Origin of the sequence: Pantoea sp. B9002, assembly GCF_013385945.1 — a bacterium.
Classification (GTDB): domain Bacteria; phylum Pseudomonadota; class Gammaproteobacteria; order Enterobacterales; family Enterobacteriaceae; genus Pantoea.
Genome location: NZ_JACAPA010000005.1, coordinates 53780 through 67152, shown reverse-complemented (window position 1 = coordinate 67152; position 13373 = coordinate 53780). Strand labels below are relative to the sequence as shown.

The window sequence follows — 13373 nt, the reverse complement described above, 5'->3', positions numbered from 1 at the left end:
GGGTTTTCATTCGATTATGATTTGCCGCTATTTAATAAATCATGTAGCGATTTCGCATCATATTCTGCAGGCACTTTTATGCTGCCAGCGATAATTTGCTGTTTAACTTGATCAACACTCTGCCAAATATCATCAGGAATATGCGTGGTTTTTAATAAGCTGATCGAACCATCCGCTAAAGAGGTTTTATAATTGTGGCTACCGTATTTATCCGCTTTTAGGTCGGCGATCATCGCGCTAAATACCGGCGTGAGATTCCACAGCACCGAGCTTAATAGATTGCCTTTATCGATTTTTGATTTATCGCCGATCACGTCGATGAAATAGACTTTGCCACCGTCCGCCGCTTTAGCGGTTTCAACCGCCTGCAACATGCCGAAGCTGGAACCGTTGCCCTGGCCAAAGATGATGTCTGCGCCGGCAGCAATAACCGATGTGGTGACGCGTTTGCCGCCCGCAGCATCGCTATACGCGGCGGGGCCGATCACCGCGTAGCGGATTTTGATGTCGGCTTTGGTGGCGCGAGCACCGCGAATAAAGGCGTTGGATTGCGCATTCCATGACGGCGGTTCGCCGGATACCACCATGCCGAGCGTACCGCTGCGGCTCATTTTCGCCGCCAGCACGCCCGCCAGATAAGCCCCTTCGTGGCCGCTGACGGTGTAATCCGCCACCATGCCAGCTTTGAGGGCAGCGGGGCTGTCGGTTACTGCAACCGGCACTTTACTCTGTGCACCAATCTCCGGTGCCGCCTGGTTATAGCCGCTGGCATGGGCAATCAACAATTGTGCACCATCGTCGATAAGGTCACGCATCGCCGGGCGCACATCGCCATAACCTAAGTTTTCCGCCACCATCACTTTCACACCCTGTTTTTCTCCGGCGGCTTTCGCGGCATCGATTCCTTGCTGGTTCCAGCCAAAATCGGTTCCCGGTTCAGGTGTTAAAATAGCGATGGATTTAATATCGGCAGCCTGGCTGCTGACACAATAAAATAAACTGACCCACAGTGCGGAACGAATGGTTTGCCAACTTCTCATCGTCGTGCTCCTCATTAATTGTTGTTGACACCTGGCGAAATTAAATAAATATTCGTTTTGATACTTCATCATTCTCATTTATAGCGAGAGCAATTATGCGAATTCACTGGCTATTAAGTTGTGCTGTTATTATTTCTGCTCCAGCATGGGCACAGGAAACGCTGCACGTTGAGCGCGGAACGCAAGGGCTGGATAAATTTGTCGTTGCGGTCAATAACCAGGGCAAACTTCCGTTGTCCTGTGAAGTGGCGACCGCACATTGGTACTCGGTGGCGTTGGGTGAGATTGCGCCCGGAAAAACGCTGCACACCGCGCTGTGGAAAAACAGCGGCAGTGGCGAAGTGTTTATTCTGAATCAGCATCAGGATCGCATGCCGGTGCAACGGTTCTGGTGCGGTCAGCAGGGCGCCAGCTGGCAGACGCGTTATCAGTTTACCTTGCCCGATCGCCGTCAGCACCGACCGCATTCTAGCGCCTTCATCTGCCGCGCTGGCGAAAGCACCACGCAGTGCCAACCCACCAGCTAAAACTTGCCACGCTGCCACCATTCTCTCCTCCGCACAGCTGATTAACGGAATGAACAGCGTAATCACCAGGTTACGCTGTTGCGAATACCACCATTGCGCCGGTGCATTTCATTAAGCTATTCACATAACCAATATGCAACCAATATTTTTGGTTGACTCATATCGTTTGGTTATCGCTCACCACCGGGTCATACTAATTTCCAGTGGCTGAAAGCGACGCCAGCAGCGCGCCAATAATCAGACCATTCAGTGCAACCAAATAATAGTCAATAATTACAACGCACTAATAACTGTTTGCACTTTCAGTTCACACTGTTTTTTCAGTGCTTTCCGATGCTAAAAACCCTGTTTCTCACTCATGTCGCAACCAATGTTAATGGTTGTAATATTTTCACCATTGTGTTTTTCTGGCGTTACCGGGATCGCCAACACCAGAGGAAGCCCGGTAATGGTTGAGTGATTGGTTTTACTGTTCGAACCGGCGTGAAGAGGTCTTTGCGTCGTGACAGATTCTCAAACTCAGGGGGTAGCCGTGGAAGCGATGTTGAAAGGCGTAGCACAACAAAAACTCAAAACCGGTGCGGAGTTCAAAGCGTCGTTAGATGATGGTCGCCAGCTGTGGGTCAACGGCAAAAAACTGGAGAAGGTCACCGATGAACCGGCGCTTGCGGCAGGCGTTGATCTGCTGGCATCGATGTTCGACGACCAGTTCACTGAGGAACATGCCGAGGCCACCACCGTCACTGACAGCGTGACCGGCGATGTCTACAGCCGCTCCTGGCAAATCCCACGCACCATCAGTGAATTGCAGGATCGTCGCAAGATGATCGAATACACCTCGCTGAAAACCGGCGGCACCTTTGGTCGTCCACCGGATTTAGCGCCCGCGATTGCTGTGGGGTTGTATGCGTATTTGCCGACCTTCAAAGCCAAGAAATCGACGTTTGATGGCTGCCAGCCGGACTTTGCCGAGAACATTGAGCGTTATTTAGCCTACGGCCGTGATAACAACTTAACTGCTTCCGAAAGCCTGACCGGTCCACAAACCGACCGCTCATCGCCGAAAGCCGGTGAAGCCTCATTGTTACGGGTGAAAAGCATTGAACGCGGCGGCATTCGCGTCTCCGGTGCCAAAACCGTGGGATCGATTGCGGCGCAGGCTAACGAGATCTTCTTTACTAACCTCGGCGGCATCCAGGAAACCCCAGCCGAAGCCTGTATTTGGGGCTCGGTTCCGATCAATTCCGACGGCATTCGCATGATTTCCCGTGAAATGGTGTCACATCCGGGTGCCGATCCGTTTGATCATCCGGTAGCGCGTCTCGGCGAAGAAGCCGACCAGTTCATTATTTTTGACAACGTGTTCGTGCCCACTGAGCGCATTTTCAATCTCGGCGATCCCTCAGCGATGCAGTATTACGGCCCGGTGTGCACCTTTGCCCACTGGCACGTCTTGACGCGTTTAGCAGTGAAAGCCGAACTGTTTGTCGGTGCCGGCCAACTGGTGCTGGATGTGCTCGGTACCGGCCGCATTCCGGCGGTACAGGCGATGCTCGGCGAACTGATTGAGTACGCGCAAACCCTGCGGGCCTTTGTCTATGCCGCAGAAGCCAAAGCACAGCTCACCGAAGGGGAAGTGATGGCGCCGGATGTCGGCATGCTGACGGCCGGGCGTCTCTATTCGATTCAACACTATCCGCGCATCATCCACATTTTGCAGGAGATGTGTGGTCAAGGCCTGGTGATGCGTTTCGGTAAAGCCGCGTTTGATAACCCAGACATTGGCCACTACCTGCGCGACCTGTTGGTTGGTCACGGTGCCAGCGCCATGGAAAAAGAGCAGCTGATGAACTTTATCTGGGATATGACCACCAGTTCGCTGGCAGGACGTGTGGCGCTGTTCGAAAACGTCAACTCCAGCCCGGCACCGCGCCTGCGTGCGCGTCTGTATGAAGAAGTTAAACGCGATGTGTTTGTTGACCAGGTGAAGAAGCTGGCCGGGTTGGCGTAAGCAGGCTAGTCACTTAAATCACAAAGCGCACGTACCGTAGCGGCGCAATTCATTGCGTTGTGTTGACCTTTTAAAATCAACTGAACGCGATAAATCGCGCCGCTACGGAATGTGCGATGGTTGGATGCTGCGCTTAACTGCTCTTTGTATCCCGATGCAACGGAGAATCGCATGTTTAACGAGTATGCAGACTACGACGGTCTGGGGCTGGCTGCGCTTATTCGTCAGCGGCAGGTCAGCGCAGAAGAGGTACTGGAAACCGCAATAACGCTGTGTGAACAGGGCAATCCGGCACTCAACGCGGTGGTGCATCCTGCCTGGGAACAGGCACGCCAACAGCTGCGCGACGGATTACCCGATGGGCCGTTTGCGGGCGTACCGATGCTGATCAAAAACACCGGTTTTGAGGTCAACGGCCAGCCTTTATCCAGTGGTTCGCACTTATTCAGTGACGTGATCTCGACGCAGGACAGCACGCTGATTGCGCGCTATCGCCGTGCCGGACTGCTGTTGCTGGGCAAATCCAATACGCCGGAATTTGCCCTGAGCTTTACCACCGAACCGCTGGCGTATGGGGCAACGCGCAATCCGTGGGATGTGACGCGCTCGCCAGGCGGTTCGTCTGGCGGCTCAGCGGCGGCGGTTGCCGCGGGATGGATGCCGCTGGCCAATGCCTCAGATGGTGCAGGCTCCACCCGCGTTCCGGCCTCGCATTGCGGCCTGTTTGGTTTCAAACCCAGCCGCATGCGCAATCCGCTTGGTCCGGTGGCGGTGGAAGCCATTGCCGGTATGTCGACGCCGCATGCGGTGAGCTGGTCGGTGCGCGACAATGCTGCGCTGCTGGATGTCAGTGCCGGCGCGGATCGTGGCGATCCCTATGCCGCGCCCGCCAGCCCTTACAGCTATTTGCACGCCGTCACGCAAGCCCCGCGCCCGCTGCGCATCGGCTTGATTACACGCTCCCCGCTGGGAAATACCCTCGATCCTGAGATTTTGCAGGTGGTGAATCAGACGGCCAGCTTATGCAGCAGCTTAGGGCATCAGGTGGAACCCGCCGAGTGCCGCTACGACATCGAGGCGTTGATGCGCGCCTGGCGCATTATTTTGGGCGTCAATGTCGCCAATGGCATGAACAGCTTTGCCGCCGCGCGCGGTATCAGCGATGCGCTGGCGCGCCTTGAACCGGTGAATCAACAGTGGATTACGGAAGGATTGAGTTGGCGCGGCACGGACTATTTGTGGGCGGTGAATCAGCTGCACGCCAGTGCGCGTGCCATGGGGCAATTCTTCAGCCAGTACGACATTTTGCTGTCGCCAGTCACCAGCGAGGTTGCGCCTTTGCTGGGTGAAATGCGCGGTGACACGCACGATCTTGACGCCTTCTATCAACGCTTCTGGCAACACGGTCCGTTCACCTGCGTTTTCAATGCCTCTGGCTGTCCGGCGATGAGCGTTCCGCTGGGTATGTCCCGCGCGGGTTTGCCAGTCGGCGTCCATTTTGGCGCGGCGTTTGGTGAGGAGGCCACGCTGTTTTCGCTGGCCGGTCAACTTGAGCAGGCGCAGCCCTGGTTCCATCGTCGCCCTCTATTTAACAGGAGTTCTCATGTCTCTGTCTGAGCAGGCCATTCTGGCGTTATCGGCGCGTGAAGTGGCGTCCAACATTCAAACTGGCAGCTTAACCGCCTGTGCCGCCATCGCCGCGCGGCAGGCGCAGATTGCGCGCCATGAACCCGCCATCCTGGCATGGGAAACTCTGGCTGGCGCCCAAGCCATGCAGGCTGCAGAAGCGTTGGATGGCCAGGCACATAAAGGTGCGTTGGCGGGCGTCGCCATTGGCGTCAAAGACGTGATTGATACCGCCGATCTCGCCACCGGTTATGGTTCCGCGCTGTATCGCGGATTTCGCCCGGCGTGGGATGCCAGCTGTGTGGCGATGGCACGCCGCGCTGACGCGGTGATTTTGGGTAAAACCGTGACCACTGAATTCGCCATGGCCAGCCCGAATCAAACCCGCAATCCGCATAATCCGCTGCACACGCCCGGAGGTTCCTCAAGCGGTTCTTGTGCGGCGGTGGCGGCCAATATGGCGCAGGTGGCGTACGGCACGCAGACCTCCGGCTCGATTATCCGTCCGGCGTCTTATTGCGGCGTGGTGGGTTACAAACCGAGTTTCGGCACCATTAACAGTACCGGCGCCAAAGTGCTGGCGCATTCGCTGGACACCATTGGCGTGATTACCCGCAACGTGCGCGATGCAGGCTTCGCCAGCGCGGTACTCGCCAGTCGACCGGAATTGAACGTGGGCGAGGTATCTGCCGCGCCGCGCATTGCGGTGTTCCGATCGTCGAACTGGGCGCAGGCGCAGAGTGAATCTCAGGCGGCGCTGGAGTTTGCTGCAACGCAGCTGGCTGCCAAAGGCGCACATGTGAGTGAAATCGCCACGCCGCCACACTTCGAACAGCTGTTCGCGATGCACGATGCGGTAATGGGCTGGGAAGTGGCGCATGCGCTGGCCTTTGAACATCGTCGCAGCGAAATCAGCGATGTCACGCGGCGTTTTCTCGATTTCAAAGCGGAATCCACTTTTGCGCACTATCAGCAGGCTCAGGCAGCGCTGGGCGAATGGCGTCGCCAGATGCAAGCATTGATGGACGGATACGATGTGATTGTGACGCTGGCCGCACCCGGCGAAGCGCCCGAGGGCTTGGCTGCCACCGGCGATCCGGCGTTTAACCAGGTGTGGACCTTGCTGCATACGCCGTGCATTACCGTACCGGCCTGGCGCGGACCAAAAGGGTTGCCGGTCGGCATTCAGCTGGTTGGGCGGATTGGCGACGATGCGCGTTTGCTGCACGGCGCGGCGTGGGTTGAGGATCAGTTAGCGGTTAAACAGGATTTCACAGGAGTTGTATGAAGCTCACCGCGTCCGCTGTTTCGCCTTCGCGCAGTAATCAACTGATTCACTGGGGCGGACTGTTTGTCCTTGCTGCGGCCATTTCCCAGTTGCTGACGCTGATCAATTTCCCGGCGGCGGCGCTGCTGGGCTCAATGCTGGCCGGCGTGTGTTTTGCGGTGAGCGGCAATGAGCGGCGCTTGTGGCGGCCGGTGTTTCTGCTGGCGCAAGGCGTGGCCGGATGCCTGATTGCCACCAATCTGACACCGGTGATTTTGCTGTCGGTGATCGGTAACTGGCCGATTTTGCTGCTGTCGGTATCGGCCACGTTGCTGTTCTCGTTTGCGATCAGCTGGGCGATTCGCTATTTCGGCAAAGTGTCGGCAGAAACCGCCATCTGGGCCGCAATGCCGGGCATGTCGAGCGCCATGGTGATTATCGCCTATGAACGCAATGCCGACGGTCGCGTAGTGGCGTTGGTGCAATATATCCGACTCGCCTCGGTGGTAGTGGCCGTCACGATGGTGTCGCATCTGTTTGCTACACCCGCCACGGTGATCAGCAGTGCGAGCTTGTTCCACTTCACGCCCATCGCCCTCAGTGCATTGTGCAGCACGCTGGCGATCGCTGCACTTGGGCCGCTGGCGACGCGCTATCTGCGCTTTTTACCGGCGGCGGCGATGATGGTACCGCTGATTATCGGCGCTCTGCTCAGCGCCAGCGATATCTACCACATGACGCTGCCCGGCTGGGTGCTGAATCTGGCATTTGCCGCGATCGGACTGGAAGTGGGGCTTAAATTCACCCGTGAAATCTTACTGCGGCTGATCCGCATGATCCCTTTGGCGCTGCTGGCTTCGCTGGCGCTGATTGGTCTCAGCGCGCTGTTTTCTTTGTTGCTGAGCTATTTGATGAATGTGGATTTGCTGACGGCTTTTCTGGCAACCGTGCCGGGCAGCATTGATTCCGTGGCGATTGTGGCGATTGCCAGCCACGTGGATGTGACCTTTGTACTGGCGTTGCAAACCGTGCGCATGTTTGTGGTGGTGTTGGGCGCGCCATTTTTTGTGCGGCAACTGCGCCGTTTACCCGGCTGGGAACAAGAGGAAGCGAGATGACAACCATTGAGATACCCCTGGAAGAGCAGTTTAAAAGCGCCATGCGCCAATTAGCCACGGCGGTGAACATCATTACCACGGGCGCAGGAGAAGGGCGACGCGGCCTGACGGCGTCGGCGGTGTGTAGCCTGACGGTAACGCCGCCAATGGTGCTGATTTGCGTTAACCATTTCGGCGAAGCGCATCGCGCCATGCTGGAGAACGGCACGTTTTGCGTCAACGTGCTGAATGCCGACCAGCGCTTTTTGGCCGATATCTTTGCCGGTCAGGCGGGCGTGCCGCCCAGCGAGCGTTTCCATCACGCCACATGGAGTGAACTCGCCAGCGGCGCACCGGCGCTGGATAACGCGTTAGTCAATCTCGACTGCCGCATCGCGGAACGCGTCCAGACCTCCACCCACAGCGTGTTTTTTGGTGCGGTGAAAGCCATCCGCTTCGGCGATACGCAGCCTCCGTTACTCCATTTTGATCGTCAATATTTCTCACTGGCGGCGCCTGGCATCGCCTGAATCTCATCTGCACGAGGAACTTAAGATGGCTGTAAGTGATAGCGATTTAGTAAAAGGTTGGCAGCAGGTGTTGAGCTTGTGTCAATTAAAGGCGGGCGAGCAGGTTACGATCCTCACCAGCACCGATTCCCATCCGCAGGTGGTCAATACCTGTGAGATTGCCTGCGGTTTGCTGGGCGGTATCGTCACGCGTTTGGTGCTGCCACCGATGAACGGTGAGAAAGCGTTGAGTCCGGATAAATCGGGATATGTAGGAAAAACCGCGCTGGATACCAATATCGTGGCGTTGAATGCGCTGAAAAGCAGCGATCTGATCATCGATACCATGCTGCTGTTGTTTTCGCCGGAGCAGGAGGAGATCCTCAAAGCCAATACACGCATGTTGCTGGCGGTAGAACCGCCGGAAATTCTGCTGCGTTTACTGCCCACTATGGCCGACAAGCAGCGTGCGCTGGCTGCCACCAAACGGTTGCAGCAGGCGAAATCCATGACGGTGACCTCCGCCGCCGGCACCGATTTCAGCTGTAAGTTGGGTGATTATCCGGTGCTCACCCAACATGGTTTTTCCGATGTGCCGGGCAAGTGGGATCATTGGCCAAGCTGTTTTATCGCCAGTTGGCCCAATGAGGGCAGTTGCAACGGCAAGATTGTGATTGATAGCGGCGACATTTTGCTGCCGTTCAAACGTTACGCGCGTGACCCTGTCACCTTAATTATTGAAGAAGGCTACATTCGCCGCATCGAAGGCGGGTTTGATGCTGAGTTTATGCGTGATTTTATGCAGTCGTTTAACGATCCCGAAGCCTACGCCATGGCGCATGTGGGTTGGGGATTAATGACACGCGCCCATTGGAGCACATTGGGGCTGTACGATCGCCAGTCAACCATTGGCATGGATGCGCGAGCCTTTGCCGGAAATTTCCTGTTCTCCAGCGGACCGAATACCGAAGCGGGCGGCACGCGCGATACGCCATGCCATCTCGATATTCCACTGAGAAATTGTTCGCTTTCGCTGGATGGCGAACCGATGACCATCAACGGTAAAGTGATCGCCGAAGATCAGCGTTAAGCCAATTAAATGGTGCGCTGTATTGCGCACCTTTCATTCCTCTTTGTCTTCCGTTCGATAGTGCCAGCATCAAATAGGAATTTTTACCTTCCGCCTTATCTAAAAACACCTTAAATTCACGCCGACGAGCAGTGCCAGTCAAAACAGATTGGGTATTTTAACAACAATCAAATAAACATTATTCTTGCCATAAATTAATGGCAGTGAGGCTTTGTATGCTTTTAAAACGCAGCTGTAATATTGCTATTGTCGTGCTGGTTATGCTTTCCGTTACCGCTTGCAGCATGTCGCATCGTGGCAGAAATACCGCCATTGGTGCCGGTGTCGGTGCGGTAGGCGGTGCGGTGCTTACCGGTGGCAGCACCTTCGGAACACTGGGCGGCGCGGCGATCGGTGGTTTGATTGGACATGAAGTGAGCCGTTAATTTAATTGCTGCCGCGTTATTAACGTTGGCAGCCAATATATTAATTAACCTGTTTTATTGCCTGCTTAAATTATTCCGCTGTACTTCAAATGCAAAAAAGGCCGCCCAATGGGCGACCTTTTCCGGCACTTCCTTGTGCGACCATTCCCTATTTGTATAATTCTGCGGTCATGTGCACGCGCTTATTGGTATTTGCAGCGGTAATTTTATACTGAGCACCTTGCTCCTTAGCCTGCGCAGCGATTTTTGCTTCGGCACCATCCAGAGTAGAAGAGGTGACGGAAACGCTTTGCGCGCATTGGGTATGAGTAATTCCCAGGCAAAAAAAATTTAATGCTGTGCCAGGTCGATGATTAAGAGACGAATTTCGCGCGTGTTGACGTATCTTAACGCAACCTTCCTCGTCAATTTTCCAGGCCACTGTCAGTAATGAGTGTTTCAACCGGCATCTCCATGAAAGTTTTGGCGGCGCTCAGTTCTACGCTGATGCTTGCCTGCGTTAAAGGCCTCGGCGGAACTGTGCCGGTTGGTGAAGTGATTTTTTTCCGTTCGTTTCTCGCCATGCTTCCTTTGCTGGTTTGGCTTCGCCTGCAGGGAAATGTGAAAGAGGGGATCACGACGTCAGATGTTAAAGGGCATTTCTTGCGTGGGCTAGCAGGAACGGGCGGCATGTATTTAAGTTATCTCTCGCTGCTCTATATTTCCCTGGCCGATGCCACGGTGCTTAACTACGCAGCACCGCTTTTTACCGTCGTTCTTGCGGCCATTATTCTGCGTGAAAGGGTGAAGTTTTATCGCTGGATCGCGGTATTAACCGGGTTCGCGGGCATTCTGGTGATGCTTTCAGGCCTGATCGCTTTCTCTGGTTCATCAATCAGTTTTGCTTCGTCGGCGGGCGTGATGCTGGCAATCGCCGCTGCCTTATGTACGGCGGGCGCATCGATACAAATCCGCTTGCTTAATAAAACAGAAAAACCCGGCGCCATTGCTTTCTGGTTTGCGGTCATGACCGCCTCGACATCACTGCTTACGGTCGTTGCCGGTTGGAAGATGCCTGATAGTCGTGAACTGCTGTTATTAGTCGGTTGCGGCCTGTTTGGCGGAATTACACAAATCCTTCTGACGCTCAGTCTGCGATATGCTGATGCCTCATTACTGGCCCCATTTGATTACACCACGCTGATCTGGTCAGTATTAATTGGCTTTATGTTCCTCGGAGCATTACCTGGGATTAATACCTTTGCGGGTGCGGCGCTGGTTATGGCGGGTGGACTGTTTTCCATCATTGGCGAGCAGCGCCAGCGGAAAGCAGCGACGCTTCATCCATAAAATTCCCGGCGGTAGCCGGGAATGTGTCTTTCATCAAAAAACCAGCTGCACCTTCGCCGCGCGCTCTTTATCCGCCGCCAGTTCCAGTGCGAATGCCGCATCCTGCATCGGCATTTCGGCTGAAAGCAGCGGTAGGGGATTGATTTTGCCTAGCTCAAGCCAGCGTACCGCGGTGGTGAACTCGCTGGTGAAACGGAAGGATCCACGCAGCTGTATCTCTTTGACCAGCAGCGGTCCGATGGGATAGTTCACTTCTGCCGCGCCCATGCCGAGCTGCACGATAATGCCACCCGGACGCGTAAAGGCAACCAGCGAAGCCACCGCCGCGCCTGCGCCTGATGCTTCAAAGCAGACATCAAAACTGCCGCCATTCTCTGCCCAGAGTGCAGTTTGCTGCTCCTCACGCGGATCGAGCGCCGCGCTGGCGCCCATCTCGTTCGCCAGCTGACGGCAACGCTCACTGATGTCGGTTGCTACTACTTCGGTGGCACCCGAAGCCAGCGCCGCCGCGATGACCAGACAACCGATCGGTCCGGCGCCGGTGACCAGTACGCGCTTGCCGGTCAGATCGCCAGCCTGACGTACCGCATGAATGCACACCGCCAGCGGTTCGGCGAAGGCCATCACTTTGGCATCTGCGCCTTCGCTGTACGGCACGCACTGCACGGGATTAACCGCCACATATTGGGCAAATCCGCCGTTAACATGTGGGAAAAACTGCGCGCTGCCCATAAAGCGCATTGAGTGGCACAGGTTCTGTTTTCCTTCCTGACACAGCGCGCACAGCTGGCACGGTTGGGAAGGGTTGATCGCCACGCGCTGGCCAACCTTCAGGTCGCTGTTTTCTGGCACTTGCTCGATGATGCCAACAAATTCATGGCCTAAAATCATCGGCGCTTTCAGTACCGACATGCCCGCGCGGCCATGCTGGAAATAGTGAATATCCGAGCCACAAATCCCGCCACGCTCAACTTTGACTAACACTTGCTGCGCGCTCCACTCAATTTCCCGCGACTCACAGCGCACATCATGTGCGGCATTGACGATCACCGCGTTCACTGTTTTCTGCTGCATTATGCTTCTCTCTATGCGTTTGAAGGGGTTTCGAATTTCTTCTTATTTTCAGCTTGCTGTTCGCCGGGCGGCGTCATCACTTCAATTTTGCCAACCAGCAGCAGGTAGGCCAAAAAGCCCATCAGCGCGACGGCGGCGATGTACCACATGGCGTACTGGAAGTTGTGGGTGCGCTGCAAAATAACGCCAATGATGATCGGGCTGACAATGCCGGAGAGATTGCCAAAAATATTCAGAAAGCCGCCGATGGTGCCGATTAAGTGACGCGGAATCACATCGCTGCACACCACCCAGCCCAAATTAGAGAAGGCGTTGGCGAAGAAGGCGATAGAGAGAATAGCGATGGCAATCACCGGGCTGTCCTGGAAGAAATTCACCAGCGCAATCGAACAGGTGAGCAACATGCCCAGCATTACCGGCAGCTTGCGGGCAAAGGTGCGGCTGCGTCCACGCTTCAGCAGGAAATCACTCAGCGTTCCGCCGCACAGCACGCCAGCCATCGCCATCAGATAAGGGAACATCGCGCCAATCCCCGCTTTATCGATCGACAGATGCAACCCTTTTTCCAGATAGACAATAAACCAGGTCAGGAAAAAGTAGAGCGTCGACGAGGCCGCGAACTGCGCGATAAACAAACCCCATGTGGTGCGCTGACGCAGGATGTATTTTACCGACTGCCAGTTAACCTTGCCGTTTCCGGTTTGCTGATTCACTGAACCGTGGCCTCCGCCTTTGCGGATAATATCGAGTTCCGCATCATTCACTTTGCTGCTGTGCTGCGGATCGCGATAGACAATCAGCCAGTAAATGCCGAACACAATGCCAACCAGGCCAGAGAGATAAAATGACATCTCCCAACCCCATTGAGAAACGATTAACGACAGCACCGGCGTCAGCAGCGCCAGACCAATATATTGCGCGCTGGAATAGGTTGCCGTTGCACGCGCACGTTCATGGTCGGGAAACCAGGTGGCGATGATTTTGGTGTTGGAGGGAAAAGAGGGCGCTTCCGCCACGCCAATCAGCGCGCGGCACACCAGCAGCATCATAAATGACGCGGTGGCGGTGGTGAAAAAGTGATGCGACGCCAATCCCATCAGCAGGGTAAACAGGCTCCACAGCACAATCGCGCTGCCGTACAGCCAGCGCGAACCAATCCGGTCGAGCAGATAGCCGACCGGAATCTGGCTCAGGGCATAAAACCAGGTAAACATCGAAAACAGTAAACCCAACTGCGTGGCGGATAAGAAAAACTCGCCCTGAATATGGGAACCGGCCACCGCCAGGTTAGCGCGATCCATGTAATTGATAGCGGTGACAATAAACAGCATGAATAAAACGCTTAAACGCGTGCGCGTGGGTTTCATGGTCATGACTT

The 13373-nt window shown here is 55.3% G+C and carries 12 protein-coding genes and 1 pseudogene; 9 read left to right on the top strand and 4 right to left on the bottom strand.

Annotated elements, in window-relative coordinates:
* Positions 1-14: 14 nt before the first annotated feature.
* Positions 15-1040, bottom strand: a complete 1026-nt coding sequence (locus tag HX773_RS03510; RefSeq protein ID WP_176970446.1) for a BMP family protein — start codon at positions 1038-1040, stop codon at positions 15-17.
* Between the two features lie 95 nt (positions 1041-1135).
* On the opposite strand from HX773_RS03510, the gene HX773_RS03505 reads away from it, so the two are divergent.
* The 8 genes from HX773_RS03505 to HX773_RS03470 all read left to right on the top strand — a co-directional run bounded on the left by HX773_RS03505 (position 1136) and on the right by HX773_RS03470 (position 9592).
* Positions 1136-1567, top strand: a complete 432-nt coding sequence (locus HX773_RS03505) for a hypothetical protein (protein WP_176970445.1) — start codon at positions 1136-1138, stop codon at positions 1565-1567.
* 541 nt (positions 1568-2108) lie between these two features.
* Complete coding sequence (locus tag HX773_RS03500) at positions 2109-3578, top strand: 4-hydroxyphenylacetate 3-hydroxylase N-terminal domain-containing protein (RefSeq protein WP_218168128.1); 1470 nt, start codon at positions 2109-2111, stop codon at positions 3576-3578.
* A 171-nt stretch (positions 3579-3749) separates the two neighbouring features.
* Positions 3750-5195, top strand: coding sequence for an amidase (locus tag HX773_RS03495; protein ID WP_176970443.1), 1446 nt, complete (start codon positions 3750-3752; stop codon positions 5193-5195).
* Entirely contained in the window at positions 5182-6492 is a 1311-nt protein-coding gene (locus HX773_RS03490; protein ID WP_176970442.1) for an amidase, read from the top strand. The genes HX773_RS03495 and HX773_RS03490 overlap by 14 nt, the downstream gene beginning before the upstream one ends.
* On the top strand, positions 6489-7589 hold the full coding sequence (locus tag HX773_RS03485) for an AbrB family transcriptional regulator (RefSeq protein ID WP_176970441.1): 1101 nt from the start codon (positions 6489-6491) through the stop codon (positions 7587-7589). The genes HX773_RS03490 and HX773_RS03485 overlap by 4 nt, the downstream gene beginning before the upstream one ends.
* Positions 7586-8098: a flavin reductase gene (locus HX773_RS03480; RefSeq protein WP_176970440.1), complete on the top strand. Its 513-nt coding sequence runs from the start codon at positions 7586-7588 to the stop codon at positions 8096-8098. The genes HX773_RS03485 and HX773_RS03480 overlap by 4 nt, the downstream gene beginning before the upstream one ends.
* A 25-nt stretch (positions 8099-8123) precedes the next feature.
* Positions 8124-9167: a 2,5-dihydroxypyridine 5,6-dioxygenase gene (locus HX773_RS03475; protein WP_176970439.1), complete on the top strand. Its 1044-nt coding sequence runs from the start codon at positions 8124-8126 to the stop codon at positions 9165-9167.
* 215 nt (positions 9168-9382) lie between these two features.
* On the top strand, positions 9383-9592 hold the full coding sequence (locus HX773_RS03470; RefSeq protein ID WP_176970438.1) for a glycine zipper 2TM domain-containing protein: 210 nt from the start codon (positions 9383-9385) through the stop codon (positions 9590-9592).
* A 148-nt stretch (positions 9593-9740) separates the two neighbouring features.
* Here the strand turns inward: HX773_RS03470 and HX773_RS03465 are convergent.
* Positions 9741-9887: pseudogene (locus HX773_RS03465) on the bottom strand (DUF1471 domain-containing protein); the annotation flags it as partial.
* A 134-nt stretch (positions 9888-10021) separates the two neighbouring features.
* Between HX773_RS03465 and HX773_RS03460 the strand changes: the two are divergent.
* Entirely contained in the window at positions 10022-10921 is a 900-nt protein-coding gene (locus HX773_RS03460) for a DMT family transporter (RefSeq protein WP_176970437.1), read from the top strand.
* A 33-nt stretch (positions 10922-10954) separates the two neighbouring features.
* On the opposite strand, the gene idnD is transcribed toward HX773_RS03460, so the two are convergent.
* Together idnD and HX773_RS03450 are read right to left on the bottom strand one after the other, a co-directional pair.
* Positions 10955-11995, bottom strand: coding sequence for an L-idonate 5-dehydrogenase (gene idnD, locus HX773_RS03455; protein WP_218168123.1), 1041 nt, complete (start codon positions 11993-11995; stop codon positions 10955-10957).
* An 11-nt stretch (positions 11996-12006) separates the two neighbouring features.
* On the bottom strand, positions 12007-13362 hold the full coding sequence (locus HX773_RS03450; RefSeq protein WP_176970500.1) for an MFS transporter: 1356 nt from the start codon (positions 13360-13362) through the stop codon (positions 12007-12009).
* Positions 13363-13373 lie beyond the last annotated feature (11 nt).